This is a genomic window from Rhodoferax sp. ZS1R25 (genome assembly GCF_056521335.1).
The window spans coordinates 58,389-74,426 of sequence record NZ_JBWMAZ010000003.1; the positions used below are offsets into that span (position 1 = coordinate 58,389).

Sequence of the window (16,038 nt, forward strand, 5' to 3'; positions counted from 1 at the left end):
ATTATCGCCGCTGGCCTAGGAACCCTCTTCCTCTTGTGGGGGTTTGACGATGACCACGGGCACCCCGCTGGCGTGCAGCACCTCGTTGGAGACCGAGCCCAGCAGGGCGCTGCGCGTCGCGCTGGCACCGCGGGCGCCCATGACAATCATGTCGCAGCCAAAGCGCTCGCAAATGTCGATCAGTGTATGTGCCGGGTCGCCCTTGGCCACCTCGCACTCATAGTCCACGCCGTCGGCGTCCAGCAGGCCCATGGCGGTGGAGAGGGCGTCCATGCCGGCTTCGGCACTCACGCGGTCAATCATCTCGGGGTCGTGGGCCACCAGCAGTTCGTACAGGCTGGCTGGTTCCTGCACATTGGCCAGCAGCGCGGAGACCTGCAGCCCATCCTGTCGCAGGCGCAAGGCGTAGCGCACCGCCTCCAGTGACAACTCTGATCCATCGACTGGCAGCAGAATCTTCATGGCAGCCTCCTCGGGTTAGGGGCGTAACTTGTCCATCAAACGCGTGTGGACCACCGGTGCCACAAACGGGGTCACGTCCCCTTTGAGTGTGGCGATCTCGCGCACCAGCGTACTCGAGATGAACTGAAAACGCGAGTCGGGCGTCAAAAACACGGTTTCCACCTCGGGCGCCAGCGCCTTGTTCATGCCAGCCAGTTGGGCTTCGTAGTCAAAGTCGGTGACAGAACGCACACCGCGCACCATGACCCCCGCGCCATGCAGCACCGCAAAGTCGCGCACCAGGCCGGTAAAGCTTTCCACACGCACGTTGTCTATCGGCTGGAACACCTCGCGCACGGCGTCCAGCCGCTCGTCCAGCGTGAACATCGTCTTCTTGTGGTGGGCTGCGGCCACGGCCACGATGACGATGCCAAAGAGGCGCGCCGAGCGGCGTATGAGGTCCTGGTGACCCAGGGTGATGGGGTCAAAGGTGCCAGGGAACACAGCGATCACGGACTTGCTCATGGGCGCTCCAAAAACATAAAGGAATTATGCGGCGGCCAGGGCCAGCAAATGGGCATGCACCGCGCCAGCCTTCAGGTGGCGGTGCACCACCAGCCCCATGGGGCTCAGCAGCTCGTCGGTCCACTTGGTGGGCGACTCCAGGTACACCAAGCCGTCCGGCGCCAGCGCGCGGGCACAGGCGCCCAGCGCGGGCTCGAACAGCGGAGCCTCAAACGGCGGGTCGATAAAGATCACGTCCAGACTGCCCGGCGCGGCCTGGCGGATAGCGGATACGCCATCACCGCGCAGCACATGCACGGCCGTGGCTTGCAACTGGGTCTGGGTCTTCTTGAGCTGGTCCACCAGCGCACTGTCTTGCTCCACGATCAGCACGTCTTTGGCCCCGCGCGAGGCGGCTTCGAAGCCCAGCACACCGGTGCCGGCAAAGGCATCCAGGCAGCGCAGGCCTGTCAGGTCCTGGTTGAGCCAGTTGAACAGGGTCTCGCGCACGCGGTCGGGCGTGGGGCGCAGGCCGGGTTTGTCGGCGACCTTGAGCTTGGTGCGTTTCCACAGCCCGCCAATGATGCGGATCTCGTGGGTCTGGATGGCGCGGGGGCGCGGGGGGCGTTTGGGCGCGCCTGTGGCATCGCGCGCGGAAGAAGAGGGTTTGGCTTTCATGGGCTGAGCTTAACGCAGCGCATCCGAACGGACTATGCCGCAGCGCCGTTGGCACCGCCGTTTGTAGTCGTACTGACATATTGGCCCGGAAAAATCCGGGGCTGGCCACCATCACCCGAAACCACCCGAGAGAGACACCCCATGACAAAAAAACACGTTCTTGCACTGGCCCTGACCAGCATCTTTGGCGCGTCTGCCGCGCACGCCTCGATTGACCTCATCGCCATTGGCTCGCTGAACGGCAGTTCGGCCGGCTCGTTTGCCGACCTGTCGGGCCTGGGCGGCACGCTGGAAAACGGTGTGGCCGCCAACCTGCTGGGCGGCGTGGGCTCCGGCCTGGCCTGGGCCGGTGGCAACACCTTCATCGCCACACCCGACCGCGGTCCCAACGCCACCAGCTGGAATGCGGGCCTGGACAACACCACGTCCTACATCGCGCGCTTTCACACCATCACCATGAACCTCAGCGCCACGCAGGACACGACGTCCATCGCCGGCCGCACCCTGGCCTACACGCTGACACCCACGCTGACCGCAACCACCCTGCTGTCCAGCACCACGCCGCTGAACTACGGCGCGGTCACTCCAGCCAACAACACGGCAAGCCTGCAGTACTTTAGCGGCCGCTCGGACAACTACGCCGCGGGCCTGTCCACCAACCCGAACAATGCCCGCCTGGACCCCGAGGGCGTGCGCGTGTCCAACGATGGCAAGAGCGTGTTTGTGTCCGACGAGTACGGCCCCTACGTCTACCAGTTTGACCGCGCCACGGGCCAGCGCCTGCGCAGCTACGAGTTGCCCAAGACCTTCGCCATTGCCAACCTCAGCCCCGTCGGCGCGACCGAGATCGCCAACAACCCCACTGGGCGCGTGACCAACAAGGGCATGGAAGGCCTGGCCATCACACCCGACGGCAAAACGCTGGTGGGCTTCATGCAAAGCCCGCTGGCACAAGACGGCGGCGATGGCGGCCGTGCCAACCGCATCGTCACCATTGACGTGGCCACGGGCGCCACGCACCAATACGCCTATGACAACCTGGTAGCGGGCAAGGCCTATAACAGCAGCGAAATCCTGGCCGTGAACGACCATGAGTTTCTGGTGCTTGAGCGCGACGGCAAGGGCCTGGGCGATGGCAGCGATGCCAAAATGAAAGGCATCTACCGCGTGGACCTGACCGGTGCACGCGATGTGTCCAACCTGACCGGCGAAGCCGCCCTGCTGGCCGCTGCCCCCACCAAGACCCAGTTCCTGGATCTGCGTGCCGCGCTGATTGCCATGGGCATTCCCGCCGGCCAGATTCCAGCCAAGCTCGAAGGCCTGGCGTTTGGCGAAGACATCACCGTGAATGGCGTGAAGAAGCACACGCTGTATGTGGCCAACGACAACGACTTTGTGCCCAATGTGGCGGGCACCAACAAGGTCTATGTGTTCTCGTTCACTGACCAGGACCTGGCCCGCGTGCAACTGCAAAACATTTCGCCCGTGCCAGAGCCAGAAACCTACGCCATGCTGCTGTCGGGTCTGGGCCTGATTGCTGCCGTGGCGCGCCGCCGCAACCGCCGCGGCTGAGCCAGGCGCCGCGGGCTTACTTCGCGGGGTCCGCGGCCCCCAGCACCACCGTGGCCAGCGTGTCGGGCTGTACCTTGCGGGCAAAGGCGGCCCGCACGTCGGCCACCGTGAGCTTGTCCACCTGCTGCGTCCAGGTGTCCAGATAAGTCAGCGGCAGGCCGTTCCAGGCGATGTTGGCCACGTTGTCCAGCAACTTCTTGTTGCTGTCCAGGCGCAGCGCAAACCCGCCGATCAGGTTGTCCTTGGCGGCCTGCAGTTCCTTCTCGGTCGGGCCCTCGACCACAAACTTGGCCAGCACCTCGCGCACCAGGCCCAGCGCCTGCTCGGTCTGGTCGGGCCGGGTTTGCAGGCCGATGGTGAACGCGCCCGCATGCAAGCCGGGCGAAAAGTAGCTGTAGACGCTGTAGGTCAGGCCGCGCTTCTCGCGCACCTCTTCGGTCAGGCGCGCAGTGAAGCCACCACCACCCAGGATGTGGTTGCCCACGGTCAGCGCGAAGAAGTCCGGGTCGTTGCGCTTGTAGCCGGGCTGGCCCAGCAGCACCTGGGCCTGGGCCGAGGCGAAGGCAATGCGCTGCTCAGACGCCTTGGTCAGCGGCTGCACCTCGGGTACGTCAGGCTGCGGCGCACACGCGGTCTTCGGCAGGCGCGACAACAGGCGGGTGACCAGCGCATCGGCCTGGGCCCGGGTCAGCGCCCCCACCATGCTCACGCGTGCATCGCAGGCACGCACGGCGCTGGCGTGCAGCGCGCGCAGGTCCTGCACATTGATGCGCAGCAGGCTCTCTTCGTTCATCTCCCAGCCATAGGGGTGGCTGCCGTACACCGCGCGGTTGAAGGCGCGTGCCGCCAACGTGGCGGGGCGGGTGTTGGCCTCTTTCAGGCTGGCAACCATTTTGGGCCGGTCGCGCAGCCAGGGCGCTTCGGGGAACGAGGGCTCGGCCAGCTGGCGCGCCGCCAGCACCACGGCCTTGTCCAGCAGGTCCGGGTAGGTCAGGCTGCGCAGCGAGAAGCTCATGCGGTCGCTGCCCGCGCCACCACCAAACGACGCGCCCAGGTCGGCCCAGGCTTCGGTCAGCGCGTGTTCGTCCAGCGCGGGTTCGGTGGTCGTAGCGCGCACGCCATTCGCGGTCATGGACGCCATGAGGTTGGCCAGCCCGGGCTTGTCCGCCGGGTCGCGGCGACCACCGGCATCCAGGTCAATCTGCACATCCACCATGGGAATGGCCGGGCTCTCCACCAGGTAGACCCGCACGCCGCTGGGCTGGGTCCAATGCTGGATGGGAATGCCCGCCCAGGCAGAATTTATACAAAACAGGGCTGTAGCCCCCGTCAACATTGCGCGAGCAGCTACTGATTTGATAGTGATCATGGTAGGGGTCCGTGGCTTAGTGGCGCGCACCGGCCACAGGCTGGCGGGGTTTGCGGGTCTTGTCCACGGGCTGGGGCAAGAGTGTGGCCACGGTAAGAGCGTCATCGCCAAAGTACTTGGCGGCCACGGCCTGCACCTGGGCGGCCGTCACGGTGCGCAGGCGGTCCAGCAGGCGCTGGTCGCTGCCCAGCGGGTAGCCGTTGATCCAGTTCACGCCCAAGAGGCGCGCCTGGTTGAACACACTGTCCTGCTTGTAGACCTCACCGGCCACCCAGCGGTTTTTCACGCGGGCCAGCTCGGCTTCGGTGACACCGTCCTTGGCCACCAGGGCCACTTGGGCGCGCAAGGCCTTTTCCACCTCGGCCGCCGTCTTGCCGGCTGCGGGCACGCCCGAGAGCGTGAACAGCTGGGGGCCGCTGCGTGCACTCAGGCCGTAGTAGGCCCCCACGTCGTCGGCCACGGGGTTGGCCTCCAGCGTCAGGGCCCGCGGCAGGCGCGCGCCGTCGTAGCCGCTGAGCACGGCGGACAACACGGTCAGAGCCATGGCCTCTTCGGTGTCGGCTTCGGGCTGGGCCGAGCCGCTGGCCGCTAGGCCCTCGGCCGACATGCCCGGCACCTTGAAGGCCAGCGCCACATAGGCCTGCTCGGCCGGTGCCTTGAAGTCCAGGCGGCGCAGGCCCAGTTGCTCGGGCTCCTCGCGTGGCTTGCGCATGGGAGCGGAACGGGTGGGCAGGCTGCCATAGTATTTTTCAGCCAGGGCCCGCACCTGGTCCACATCCACATCGCCCGCCACCACCACCGCGGCATTGTTCGCGATGTACCAACGGCGGTAGAAGTCCCGCGCATCGCGCGCCGTCATCGCATCCAGATCGCTCATCCAGCCGACCACGGGGCGGCGGTAGGGGGCAGCCTGGTAGACCATGGCGTCCATGGCCTCATGCAGGCGGGCGTGGGGGTTGTCCTCGGTGCGCATGCGGCGCTCTTCCTTCACCACCTCCAGCTCCTTGGCGAACACCTCGTCGCTCCACTGGTTGTTGGCAAAGCGGTCAGCCTCCAGGCGCATCACGTCTTCGAGCTTGCCCGCTGGGATCTGCTGGTAGAAACCTGTGTAGTCCTTGGCCGTAAACGCGTTCTCGCGCCCACCCAAGGCTGCCACCTGGCGGGAAAAGTCACCCGCCTTCACGGTGGGCGTGCCCTTGAACATCATGTGCTCCAGCACATGGGCCACGCCGCTGGTGCCATCCACCTCGTCCATGGCCCCCACGCGCACCCACAGCATGTGCACCGCGGTGGGCGCACGCCGGTCGGGTTTGACGATCAGCGTCATGCCGCTTTTGAGCACGAATTGCTGGACTCCCACAGGCTCTGCCGCCAAGGCTGCAGAGGGCGAAACGGTGAGGGAGGAGAGGGCCAGAAGGACCGCGCCAACAGCGGCAATGCGCTGTCCCGGCCAGGGGAATAGGTGTTTCATAGAATGGTGTGATTCTAAGAACGCCCCAAATGTTCAGCTTTTTCAAGAAAAAAACTCCACCCCCTGCTCCCGCAGTGGCGCCCGCCGCTGCCCCAGACCCGTTTGACGCCCCCGCACAGACCCTGCCCGCAGGCTCCCTGATTGGCAGCGCGCTGGTCGCGCCCATCGCCATTCCCGAGCCCAGCGCCACGCCGCCCGAGCGACAAAAGTGGCTGGACAAGCTCAAGGCCGGCCTGGGCAAGACGGCCAGTAGCATCTCGGGCGTGTTTGGCGGTAGCCAGATCGACGAGGCGCTGTACGAAGACCTGGAAGGCGCACTGCTCATGGCCGATGCTGGCGTGGCCGCCACCGAGCACCTGACGAATGCGTTGCGCAAAAAGGTGAAGGCAAGCGGTGTCACACACCCCATCGCGCTCAAGAATATCCTGATCGCCGAGCTGACCGAGCTGCTGCAGCCGCTGCAAAAGCCGCTGGTCATTGGCCAACAGCAGCCCACCGTCATCATGGTGGCGGGCGTGAACGGCGCGGGCAAGACCACCAGCATCGGCAAACTCACCAAGCACCTGGCCGACAGCAACGCCAGCGTTCTGCTGGCTGCGGCTGACACCTTCCGTGCTGCGGCGCGCGAGCAGCTCACCGTCTGGGCCGACCGCAACACGGTGGAAATCGTCAGCCAGGAAGGCGGCGACCCTGCGGCTGTGAGCTTTGACGCGGTGACGGCCGGCAAGGCCCGCAAGAAAGATGTGGTCCTCATCGACACCGCAGGCCGCCTGCCCACGCAGCTGCACCTGATGGAAGAGCTGAAAAAGATCAAACGCGTGATCGCCAAGGCCGACGGCACCGCGCCACACGAGGTGCTGCTGGTCATCGACGGCAACACCGGCCAAAACGCCGTGGCGCAGGTCAAGGCCTTTGACGACGCGCTGGGCCTGACGGGCCTCATCGTCACCAAGCTGGACGGAACCGCCAAGGGTGGCGTGCTGGCCGCCATCGCGCGCGAACGGCCTATCCCCGTGTATTTCATAGGCGTAGGCGAACAGCTCGACGAGTTGGAAACGTTTAACGCGCGGGAGTTTGCGCAGGCCCTATTGGCATAACCATGAACATCACCCGCCGCCACCTGCTGGCACTTTCCACTTCAGCGATCGCCGCCCCCACCTTCGCCCAAACCACCCCCGCCTGGAGCGCCATCGCGACCAAGGCCAAGGGCCAGACGGTGTACTTCAACGCCTGGGGCGGGGCGGAGACCATCAACGCCTACATCCAGTGGGCGGCAGGGGAGGTACAGCAGCGCTTTGGTGTGAAGGTGGAGCACGTGAAGGTGACGGACACGGCCGATGTGGTGAAGCGCGTACGCAACGAAAAAGCCGCGGGCAAAGCTAACGGCACGGTGGACCTGGTGTGGATCAATGGGGAAAACTTTCTGACCATGAAGCGCGAAGGCCTGCTGTTTGGCCCGTTTGCGGAAAGCCTGCCTGCGTACGCGCTGGTGGATGTGCAGGGCAAGCCCACCACGCGCCTGGATTTCTCAGAACCCACCGAAGGGCTGGAAGCGCCCTGGGGCATGGCCCAGCTGACCTTCATGGCCGACAGCAAGCGCACCCCCAAGCCCCCGCGCAGCCTGGCCGAGCTGCTGGTCTTTGCCAAGGCCAACCCGGGCCGTGTGACCTACCCGCGCCCGCCCAACTTCCACGGCACCACGTTTTTGAAACAGCTGCTGGTGGACAGCAGCGAGTACCGCAGCGCCTTTTACAAGCCCGTGGCCATGGAGTCATTCGCCAAGGCCACGGCGCCGCTGTGGGCCACGCTGGACCAGTTGCACCCGCACCTGTGGCGCGCAGGCAAACAGTTTCCGCAAAACGCCGAGGCCATCCGCCAGATGCTGGCCGATGGCGAACTGCAGCTGGCACTGACCTTCAACCCCAACGACGCGGCCAACGAAATCACCGCCAACCGGCTTCCCGCCAGCGTGATCAGCTACCAATTCAGTAGCGGCACGATTGGCAACACGCACTTTGTGGCCATCCCGGTGAATGCGTCCGCCAAGGAAGGTGCGCAGGTGTTGGCCAACTTCCTGCTCAGCCCCGAGGCGCAAGCACGCAAGGCCGACATTGCCGTTTGGGGCGACCCAACGGTGCTGGCGCTGGACAAACTGAGTAGCACAGAACGCGCGCGCTTTGCCGCCAAGCCCTTGCCCGGCCAGGTGGAGAAGAGTGCCCCCGCCATCCCGGAACCGCACGGCAGCTGGGTGGAGCCGATTGAGAAGGAATGGGTTCGGCGCTACGGCGCTTAGACCACAATGGCGGTCATGTCCGACACCGTCCCATTCCAGGAGCCGCAGGCTCCCTCAGCAAAACAACTGCAACGGCGCCACAGCGCCACGCTGGCAATCATTGTGGCCGTGCTCACGCTGGCCATGCTGGCCTTTGGCTGGAGCACCTATGCACGCCAGCGCAGCACGCTGTGGTGGGGCCTGAGCACCCAGGGCGAACAACTGCAGCTGGCCCTGAACACCAACCTGGACGTGGCGCGCACCCATGTGGCGGCCATGCGCCAGTCGACCGAGCGCAACTTGCGCCAGCCCGCACTGGCCGATGCAGGCCTGGCCGACCGCGTGGAGCGGCGCAACCTGGCGCCGCTGCGCGATGCCCCCTGGGACCGGCTGCCGCAAGACTTGGCCAAAGAGGTCGGCTCTGTGCATGTAGATCCATCATCTGGCGCCGATTACCGGCGTGACCTGGTAGGCCCATTGGGCGCACTGGCCCAGGTGACCGCTACGCACGCCCAGCAAAAAGGCCTGCTATGGAGCTACTTTTACGATGCACAGAAGCAATGGCGCTGGGTCTTCCCCGCGCAGGCGCGCGATGAAGTGCTGACTGCGACCGGCAAGCCCGACATGGGTGCCGCGTTGCGCGTGCTGTGGGATGCCGGAGGCACCACGCCGCTGGAGGCAGCCGGCCCCGCCAGCAATCCGCAAAAAGAACTGGTGTGGACCGCGCCGCATGTGGACCCGCTGAAGAAAGTCACCGTGGTGTCGGTGCTGGCACCGGTCTACAGCGGCAACAACTACACCGGCGTGGTGGGCACCGATTTGGCATTGAGTACGCTCAGCGATGTGTTGGTGCAGCACCCCCTGCCGCTGGGCCATGCCTGGGTCGTAGACGCCAAGGGGCAAGTCCTCGCCACCAGCAACCCAAAAGCCCAGGACGCACTGCCCGCAGGCCCCTACGTGGCCGACGCTGGCTGGCTGCGCTTTGCGTTACGCGGCACCGATTGGGCGCTGCTGGTGCAAGCACCGTCCACCTTGGTAAGCCGCCAGGCCCTCACCCAGATGCTGCCCTTCATCGCGCTGGCGGTGGTCGCCCTGCTGGCGCTGGTGGCCAGTTGCTTGTGGCTGAGCCAGCGCTTTACCCAACCCGCGCTGCAACTGGCCGACTATGTGCAGCAGACTGACGGCCCCACCATCAAGCGCGCACCGCCCGTGCCCCCGCTGTGGAAGCCCTGGTTTGACCGCGTGACCCGCCAAGCCCTGCTGCGGCGTGAACAAATGCTGGGCGTGCACCAGCGCACCACCCAGCTGGAGGCCCAGGTGGCCCAGCAGCTGGCAGCCCAGCACACCGCCACCACCGAACACGAAGCACAGCTGAGCGCCCGGTCCGCCGAACTGCGCGGGGTGTATGCCCAGCTCAGCGCGGCATTGGCCGATGCACAAGCCGCTCAGAGCACACATAAAAAAACGGGAGACACACCATGAAGAAAATCATCCTGGGCGTTGTCGTCCTGCTGGCGCTGGGTGCCATCTATCTGCTGGTTTGGCCTGTGCCGATTACGCCGGTGGCATGGGATGCCACCACCGCGCCGGGCTACACCGGCCCGCACGCTGTCAACACCAAGCTGGCCAACCTGCAGATGATCGACCTGAAGGGCGAAGTGGGCCCCGAGCACATCCAGTTTGGACCCGACGGCAAGCTCTACACCACGGTGGCCAGCGGCAACATCCTGCGCATGAATGCCGATGGCAGCGAGCAACAGGTGTTTGCCAACACGGGCGGGCGCGTGTTGGGCTTTGACTTTGACGCGAAGGGCAACCTGGTTGCGGCCGATGCCATGAAGGGCCTGCTGTCCATCAATCCGGAAGGCAAAGTCACACTGCTGACGGAGAGCGTGAATGGCGACCCGATCCGCTACGCCGATGCCGTAGTGGTGGCCAAGACCGGCAAGCTGTACCTCAGCGATGCATCGGCCCGCTTTGCCCCCAAGGACTGGGGAGGCACCTTTGAGGCCAGCGTGCTGGACATTCTGGAGCAGGCCGCTACGGGCCGCATCCTGGAATTTGACCCCGCCACGCGAACCACGCGTGTCGTCGCCAAGGGCATCAGCTTTGCCAATGGCGTGGCACTGAGCCAGGACGAACAAAGCCTGTTTGTGAACGAGACCGGCAAGTACCGCGTCTGGAAGATCGCCGTCACCGCCAACAACCTGGATCTGGGCACCCTGGCCACCGAACCCAGTGCCCAGGCCAGCGTGCTGCTGGACAACCTGCCCGGCTACCCCGACAACCTGATGCGCGGCCTGAACGGCAAAATCTGGCTGGGCCTGGCAAAGCCACGCAACCCCACCATCGACAAGCTGGCGCAAAAGCCTTGGCTGCGCAGCCTGACGCTACGCCTGCCACGCGCGCTGTGGCCCATCCCCAAGGCCTATGGCCATGTGCTGGCGTTCACCGAAGACGGCAAGGTGGTGGCCGACCTGCAAGACCCCAGCGGCGCCTACCCCGAGACCACCGCCATCACCGAGACCAAAGACCGGCTGTATGTGCAAAGCCTGCATGCGCACGGACTGGGTTGGCTGGCCAACAAGTAGTGGCCCTGCGGCGCCGCGCCACGCTGGGCCTCGCCCTGGCCTTGACTGTAGGCGCACGCGCTGAAGCCCCCAAACCTTCACGCCCCATGCCTGCCTACCCCCAGCACATCCACGACGCAGCCGTTGCCGAAGTGCTGCGCTTTTACGCGCCATTCGGCAACGCCATCGACACCGCGCACTGGCGCGTCAGCATCGAAGATTTTGAATGGCAGGACGCCGTGTACCGCATCGATGTGGCGGTGGATGAATACCCCACGCTGGTACCGTGGAAATCCGCCTATGTGATGGCCCACCGCATCTGGATGACGGCCACCGGCCGCGCCATCCAGACCGAACCGATTTACGACCGCCCCAACCTGGTGGATGGCGCCAAGCCGGGCGCACTGCCCACCCACCGGCGCGGCTTCTACCCCGGCAACCGGCACTTTGCAGCCCAACTCGAGTTTCTGAATGCCGCGCTGCAAAAGGCAGGGGCCATCTCCGTGGCCATGGACAGGCCTTTGCCTGGCGTCGTGCTGCGCTTCCAATTTCCACTAGGGACGCGAGACCTGACGGCAGGCCGGGCCGAGGTGGTGGAGACCGAGAGTGAATACCAGATCCAGATGACGCCGCCCGAAGACCTGCGCGGTACTTGGCTGGGCAATGGCTACCAGCTGCGCTTTAGAGTGCACAAAGACTCGGGAAAGGCATCAGAGGCGACGCTGATTCTGCTCACGCCGCCCGCTTTGATGTAAGGGCCGCCCCCCAAATTCACCCATTTGGGGGATGGGCTGCACTAGGGCGATGCGCTTAGACTCCGCTCGGTCCTTTTTTATTACCAAAACTTACACATGAAAAATATTCTCGCCGTAGCATTTTTGAGCCTGAGCTTGGTTGGCTGTGCATCCGTTTCCATGGGAGATGCGAAGCAAGATGCCGCATTGAAGACTTTCAAGGGGTCCGCCGACAAGGCCGCCCTGTATATCTACCGCAATGAGACGATGGGTGCTGCCATCAAAATGGGCGTCACAGTCGATGGCACTTCTATTGGACAGACGGCCGCCAACACTTACCTGTACAAGGAAGTCGCGCCCGGCAAGCACAAGATCACATCACAAGCAGAAAACGACAGCACGATCGAGGTGGAAGCCAAGCCCGGCGCCATTCTCTACATCTGGCAAGAAGTGAAAATGGGATTCTTCGGCGCACGCTCCAAGTTGCAGGTCGTAGACCAGACTACCGGGCAAAAGGGTGTGCTGGAAACCAAATTGGCTGAAACCAAGTAAACATCCCGCTCTCTAGTCTGCAGCATTTGCGGGCTAGAGACGCCGTGGCGATACTTGCGGGCTTTCGCGGACAATCACCAGTTCCCGAATTGGTGACTACTCCGCGAATATGACCGCCCTCCTCCCCCGCATCGAACTCGAATCTGCCCCCAACCCCACAGCGGCCGTCATCTGGCTGCACGGCCTGGGGGCGGATGGCAATGACTTTGCGGGCCTGGTGCCCGAACTGGACCTGGTGGGCTGCCCGCCCATCCGTTTTGTTTTCCCGCACGCGCCCAGCATTCCCATCAGCATCAATGGCGGCTATGTGATGCCCGCCTGGTACGACCTGTATGGCATGGACCTGGTGAGCAAGCAGGACGACCGCGGCATTCAGAAGTCCGAATGGGCGATCAATGCCTTGATCGAGAACGAAGTGGCCCGAGGTATCCCGTACGAGCACATCGTGCTGGCCGGCTTTAGCCAGGGCTGTGCCATGGCGCTGCACACCGCGCTGCGCCTGCCGCACAAAATTGCCGGTGTCATGGCCTTGTCGGGTTACCTGCCGCTGGCAGACCGCTTTCCCAGCGAGCGCCACGCCGCCAACGCCGACACCCCCATCTTCATGGCGCACGGCACGCAAGACCCGGTAGTCGTGATCCAGCGCGGCGAAGAATCGCGCGACGCGCTGGCCAAGCTGGGCCATCCCGTGCAGTGGCACACCTACCCCATGCCGCACAGCGTGCACCCGCGCGAGATTGCCGATATCTCCGCCTTCCTGACCCAGGTGCTGGGCACTGCCGCGTGAGCGGGGAGCAGAGTCGCCCCCTGGTTCTGGGCATCGACTTCGGCACCTCCAACTCCGCCGCTGCGCTGATAGACGCCAGCGGCGCGCTGCAGGTCATCCCGCTGGACGGTACCCGGGCCGAGATGCCCACGGCCCTGTTCTTTGCCAGCGAGACGCACACTGTGCTCTACGGCGCGGCCGCCATGCAGGCCTACCTGAACGGCACCGAGGGGCGCCTGCTGCGCTCGCTCAAAAGCCTGCTGGGCAGCCGCCTCATGGACGAGTACACCGCCGTGGGCGACAAGAGCATCCGCTTCTTTGACATCGTGGTGCTGTTCTTCAAAGAGCTGAAGCGTCGCTGCGAAGCGCATGTGGGCCAGCCGCTGACCCACGCCGTGCTGGGCCGCCCTGTGCACTTTGTGGACGACGACGCGGAGCGCGACCTGCTGGCACAAGAAACCCTGGGCCGCGCTGCGCTGGAAGCCGGCTTCACCCACATCGCCTACCAGCTCGAACCCATTGCCGCTGCGCTGGACTATGAACAGCGCGTGGCGCAAGAGACCACCGCTCTGGTGGTAGACATTGGTGGCGGTACGTCCGACTTCACCGTTATCCGCCTGAACCCCGCGCGCAGCACCCACAGCGACCGCACGGCGGACATTCTTGCCACCACCGGCGTGCACATCGGCGGTACCGACTTCGACCGCCTGCTGGACCTGAGCACGGTGATGCCATACCTGGGCTACAAGCACGTGGGCACCGGCGGGCGCATTGTGCCCAGCAGTGTGTTTTTTGACCTGAGCACCTGGCACCTGATCCACCAGGCCTACACACGCAAGGCCCTGCACTTTGCCAAAGAGCTGTGGACCGACTACACCGACCAAGCCCTGCACCGCCGTCTGATGGATGCGCTGGACGAACAACACGGCCACCGCATGCTGGCGGGGGTGGAGGCCGCCAAAATCGCCTGCTCCATCAGCGGCGACAGCGCGGTGGTGAACCTGGATTTTCTGGACCGCACACTCACGCCCACCATCGATGCCCAGAGCATGGAATTGGCCTTGCACACGTCCATCGCCCAGGTGGTGCAGTGCGCGCAGGAATGCGTGGCCGCTGCGGGCCTGCAAGGCGTGGATGCGGTCTACCTTACCGGTGGCTCATCCGCCCTGCGCACGCTGATGGAGGCGCTGCGATTGGCTATGCCCGAAGCCACGCTGGTGGAGGGCAACCGCTTTGGCGGTGTGGCCGCAGGGCTGGCCTGGGCAGGTGCGGTACAGCAGTTTTAGTTTGCTACTGTTTTAGTAGCTACTGGCGCAAGAGCCGTGACCCTTTGCCCTCGTCGTTGCACGTCAACACGAAACTGCCATGGATGCCCCGGCCCGTCACAAACGGCGTCAGCAGCGTTGCGGGGAACTGGACGGTGCGCCCGTCCAGGCAGCGTGCCAGGACATTTTTCACCTCGCCACGGTAGTACTGCAGATAGTCCTGGGCAGAAATGCTGAGCCCGAATTCGAAGCGGTGCATGGCGCGCGGGCTATTCCTTGGCCCCAAGGCTGTCCAGCCGCTTTTGCTCCGTTTTGGAGGCATACATGCGCTTGTCTGCCAAGTCGAGCAAGGGATCGATGTCAACGAAATCGCCCGGGCTGTAGGCGCAACCGACGCTGGCCTTCAGAAGGTGGGAATGCCCTTCGAACACAAACGGCACATCGATCGCACTTTGCAAGCGACGCAATAGCGTCATGGCGCCGTGGGGCATATCCACGGGTGTGAGGATCGCCGCAAACTCGTCACCCCCAAAACGGGCCACGGTGTCTGTATCCCGGGTGCAAGACTTGAGACGGTTGGCAAATTCCTGCAGCACCGCATCGCCCACCCGGTGCCCAAAGGTGTCGTTGATCTGCTTGAAGCCGTTCATGTCAATCATCAGGACCGCAATCGACCTCTGGTCGCGGGCCCTTTGCACAATGGCATTGCGCAACCGGTCCATGAAAAGCGATCGGTTCGATAAGTCTGTCAACGCATCATGGGTGGCACGGTAGAACAGATTGTCCGCGCCGTAATGGGTCGCGAAATACATCGACGCCCCCAGCATGTCGGACACCAGGTTCAGCACCGTGACGTCATCGTCCGAGAATTTGGCGGGCAAGGCCGACATGGCTTTCAGAACCCCGACCGGCGCTCCGTTGTGTTTCAGCGGGATCACCACCATGGAGCGCAATCCGATGCGGCGGCAGGCATTGATATCCACCCGGGGATCCGATTCCGAATCATCGCAGCGCTGAGTCTGGCCTGTGGCCACGCACAAACCTGACAGGCTGGTTGCACGCTGGATGCGTAAGCCCACCTGTCCCCGCGCAATGCCGGTTGCGCTCTGGTACACCATCTCATCGCCTTCGGCCAGCTCAATGGCGGCTCCGTCGGCGCCGATCAAGGACGCGATGCGCTCTACGACGATGGCCATCATGCCCCCGAGGTCCAACCCGAGCTGGGCGACCTCGGTCTGGAGTTTGATGACACCCATCAATTGTTCAGGTGATGGCACTGGAGTGACCTTTCGAGATGTCCTACCCCTGCCACAGCGTCCAACGGCTTTTGGGCAATTTCTACAAGGAGGACGTCGATACTTTATCGCGGTCAATCGCAGTTCGAGCGACCCTGCCCCATAAAATTTCGCCCGATGGAGGCCTCTGTGCCAGCCCTGCGTTACGCGTTACCTGCCCGAGCTTTCGACGGCTAACCCGGACACATCGACGCTGCGGACACCCTTCACCCCCTCGGCAATCTTCCGCACCAGGTCCAGCGCATCCTGCGTAGGCAGCTTGCCCTTGAGCGACACCACACCTGCCTTGGTGGTGACGCTCACTTTGAACGCCTTGGAGGCGCTATTGGCCAGGATTTCCGACTTCACCTTGGTCGTGATCCAGCTGTCAGAAACTACCGTCTCCACCTTATCTTCGGCTTTTTCGATCTTCTCGGTCGTGGTGGTCGGCTCCTTGGCGGCTGCATGCACCGCGGCTGCGCAGGCCACCAGGGCCAGCCCTCCGAATGCCGAGCGCACGAGGGTGCCGTAGAGGGAAGACGTGCGGGGAGATGTAAACATTGACATGTC

General features: G+C 64.3%; 17 protein-coding genes. 9 read left to right on the top strand and 8 right to left on the bottom strand.

Features of this window, described 5'->3' with window-relative positions:
- Positions 1-15 precede the first annotated feature (15 nt).
- Genes AC097R_RS18135 through rsmD form a run of 3 tightly spaced genes read right to left on the bottom strand, consistent with a single transcriptional unit; the run spans position 16 to position 1,623 of the window.
- On the bottom strand, positions 16-462 hold the full coding sequence (locus tag AC097R_RS18135; RefSeq protein WP_479599618.1) for a universal stress protein: 447 nt from the start codon (positions 460-462) through the stop codon (positions 16-18).
- 15 nt (positions 463-477) lie between these two features.
- Complete coding sequence (coaD, locus tag AC097R_RS18140; RefSeq protein ID WP_479599619.1) at positions 478-966, bottom strand: pantetheine-phosphate adenylyltransferase; 489 nt, start codon at positions 964-966, stop codon at positions 478-480.
- 24 nt (positions 967-990) lie between these two features.
- On the bottom strand, positions 991-1,623 hold the full coding sequence (rsmD, locus tag AC097R_RS18145; protein WP_479599620.1) for a 16S rRNA (guanine(966)-N(2))-methyltransferase RsmD: 633 nt from the start codon (positions 1,621-1,623) through the stop codon (positions 991-993).
- Positions 1,624-1,764: 141 nt separating this feature from the next.
- On the opposite strand from rsmD, the gene AC097R_RS18150 reads away from it, so the two are divergent.
- Positions 1,765-3,195 (top strand): esterase-like activity of phytase family protein, encoded by a 1,431-nt coding sequence (locus AC097R_RS18150; RefSeq protein WP_479599621.1) that lies wholly within the window; start codon positions 1,765-1,767, stop codon positions 3,193-3,195.
- Between the two features lie 16 nt (positions 3,196-3,211).
- Here AC097R_RS18150 and AC097R_RS18155 read toward each other — a convergent pair whose 3' ends face one another.
- Positions 3,212-4,564: a M16 family metallopeptidase gene (locus AC097R_RS18155; RefSeq protein WP_479599622.1), complete on the bottom strand. Its 1,353-nt coding sequence runs from the start codon at positions 4,562-4,564 to the stop codon at positions 3,212-3,214.
- A gap of 16 nt (positions 4,565-4,580) precedes the next feature.
- Positions 4,581-6,035 carry a M16 family metallopeptidase gene (locus AC097R_RS18160; RefSeq protein WP_479599623.1) on the bottom strand — a complete coding sequence of 485 codons (1,455 nt, stop codon included), beginning with the start codon at positions 6,033-6,035 and terminating at the stop codon, positions 4,581-4,583.
- Positions 6,036-6,064: 29 nt separating this feature from the next.
- On the opposite strand from AC097R_RS18160, the gene ftsY reads away from it, so the two are divergent.
- The 8 genes from ftsY (at position 6,065) to AC097R_RS18200 (ending at position 14,215) form a co-directional block, all read left to right on the top strand.
- Positions 6,065-7,132 (top strand): signal recognition particle-docking protein FtsY, encoded by a 1,068-nt coding sequence (gene ftsY / locus AC097R_RS18165; RefSeq protein ID WP_479599624.1) that lies wholly within the window; start codon positions 6,065-6,067, stop codon positions 7,130-7,132.
- 2 nt (positions 7,133-7,134) lie between these two features.
- Positions 7,135-8,328 (top strand): ABC transporter substrate-binding protein, encoded by a 1,194-nt coding sequence (locus AC097R_RS18170; RefSeq protein WP_479599625.1) that lies wholly within the window; start codon positions 7,135-7,137, stop codon positions 8,326-8,328.
- A 15-nt stretch (positions 8,329-8,343) separates the two neighbouring features.
- On the top strand, positions 8,344-9,789 hold the full coding sequence (locus AC097R_RS18175; protein WP_479599626.1) for a cache domain-containing protein: 1,446 nt from the start codon (positions 8,344-8,346) through the stop codon (positions 9,787-9,789).
- Positions 9,786-10,898, top strand: a complete 1,113-nt coding sequence (locus AC097R_RS18180; RefSeq protein WP_479599627.1) for an SMP-30/gluconolactonase/LRE family protein — start codon at positions 9,786-9,788, stop codon at positions 10,896-10,898. Before AC097R_RS18175 ends, AC097R_RS18180 begins: the two co-directional genes overlap by 4 nt.
- An 86-nt stretch (positions 10,899-10,984) precedes the next feature.
- Positions 10,985-11,632: a hypothetical protein gene (locus tag AC097R_RS18185; RefSeq protein WP_479599628.1), complete on the top strand. Its 648-nt coding sequence runs from the start codon at positions 10,985-10,987 to the stop codon at positions 11,630-11,632.
- 96 nt (positions 11,633-11,728) lie between these two features.
- Positions 11,729-12,163 carry a DUF2846 domain-containing protein gene (locus AC097R_RS18190; RefSeq protein ID WP_479599629.1) on the top strand — a complete coding sequence of 145 codons (435 nt, stop codon included), beginning with the start codon at positions 11,729-11,731 and terminating at the stop codon, positions 12,161-12,163.
- A gap of 109 nt (positions 12,164-12,272) precedes the next feature.
- Positions 12,273-12,950, top strand: a complete 678-nt coding sequence (locus tag AC097R_RS18195; protein ID WP_479599630.1) for an alpha/beta hydrolase — start codon at positions 12,273-12,275, stop codon at positions 12,948-12,950.
- Entirely contained in the window at positions 12,947-14,215 is a 1,269-nt protein-coding gene (locus AC097R_RS18200; protein WP_479599631.1) for an Hsp70 family protein, read from the top strand. The genes AC097R_RS18195 and AC097R_RS18200 overlap by 4 nt, the downstream gene beginning before the upstream one ends.
- Before the next feature lie 19 nt (positions 14,216-14,234).
- Here the strand turns inward: AC097R_RS18200 and AC097R_RS18205 are convergent, their stop codons facing one another.
- From AC097R_RS18205 to AC097R_RS18215, 3 genes are all read right to left on the bottom strand, one after another.
- Positions 14,235-14,453, bottom strand: a complete 219-nt coding sequence (locus AC097R_RS18205; RefSeq protein WP_479599632.1) for a DUF2835 family protein — start codon at positions 14,451-14,453, stop codon at positions 14,235-14,237.
- Between the two features lie 10 nt (positions 14,454-14,463).
- Complete coding sequence (locus AC097R_RS18210) at positions 14,464-15,450, bottom strand: diguanylate cyclase domain-containing protein (protein ID WP_479599633.1); 987 nt, start codon at positions 15,448-15,450, stop codon at positions 14,464-14,466.
- A gap of 189 nt (positions 15,451-15,639) precedes the next feature.
- The gene (locus AC097R_RS18215; RefSeq protein WP_479599634.1) at positions 15,640-16,035 is read right to left on the bottom strand and encodes a BON domain-containing protein; all 396 of its coding nucleotides are present in this window, start codon (positions 16,033-16,035) and stop codon (positions 15,640-15,642) included.
- Between the last annotated feature and the right edge of the window lie 3 nt (positions 16,036-16,038).

Coding starts and splice junctions, on each gene's coding strand:
- AC097R_RS18150 (WP_479599621.1), top strand. CDS start 1,765: ATGACAAAAAAACACGTTCTTGCACTGGCCCTGACCAGCATCTTTGGC.
- AC097R_RS18175 (WP_479599626.1), top strand. CDS start 8,344: ATGTCCGACACCGTCCCATTCCAGGAGCCGCAGGCTCCCTCAGCAAAA.
- AC097R_RS18160 (WP_479599623.1), bottom strand. CDS start 6,035: ATGAAACACCTATTCCCCTGGCCGGGACAGCGCATTGCCGCTGTTGGC.
- AC097R_RS18195 (WP_479599630.1), top strand. CDS start 12,273: ATGACCGCCCTCCTCCCCCGCATCGAACTCGAATCTGCCCCCAACCCC.
- AC097R_RS18215 (WP_479599634.1), bottom strand. CDS start 16,035: ATGTCAATGTTTACATCTCCCCGCACGTCTTCCCTCTACGGCACCCTC.
- rsmD (WP_479599620.1), bottom strand. CDS start 1,623: ATGAAAGCCAAACCCTCTTCTTCCGCGCGCGATGCCACAGGCGCGCCC.
- AC097R_RS18155 (WP_479599622.1), bottom strand. CDS start 4,564: ATGATCACTATCAAATCAGTAGCTGCTCGCGCAATGTTGACGGGGGCT.
- AC097R_RS18170 (WP_479599625.1), top strand. CDS start 7,135: ATGAACATCACCCGCCGCCACCTGCTGGCACTTTCCACTTCAGCGATC.
- AC097R_RS18190 (WP_479599629.1), top strand. CDS start 11,729: ATGAAAAATATTCTCGCCGTAGCATTTTTGAGCCTGAGCTTGGTTGGC.
- ftsY (WP_479599624.1), top strand. CDS start 6,065: ATGTTCAGCTTTTTCAAGAAAAAAACTCCACCCCCTGCTCCCGCAGTG.
- AC097R_RS18205 (WP_479599632.1), bottom strand. CDS start 14,453: ATGCACCGCTTCGAATTCGGGCTCAGCATTTCTGCCCAGGACTATCTG.
- AC097R_RS18135 (WP_479599618.1), bottom strand. CDS start 462: ATGAAGATTCTGCTGCCAGTCGATGGATCAGAGTTGTCACTGGAGGCG.
- AC097R_RS18185 (WP_479599628.1), top strand. CDS start 10,985: ATGCCTGCCTACCCCCAGCACATCCACGACGCAGCCGTTGCCGAAGTG.
- coaD (WP_479599619.1), bottom strand. CDS start 966: ATGAGCAAGTCCGTGATCGCTGTGTTCCCTGGCACCTTTGACCCCATC.
- AC097R_RS18180 (WP_479599627.1), top strand. CDS start 9,786: ATGAAGAAAATCATCCTGGGCGTTGTCGTCCTGCTGGCGCTGGGTGCC.
- AC097R_RS18210 (WP_479599633.1), bottom strand. CDS start 15,450: ATGGGTGTCATCAAACTCCAGACCGAGGTCGCCCAGCTCGGGTTGGAC.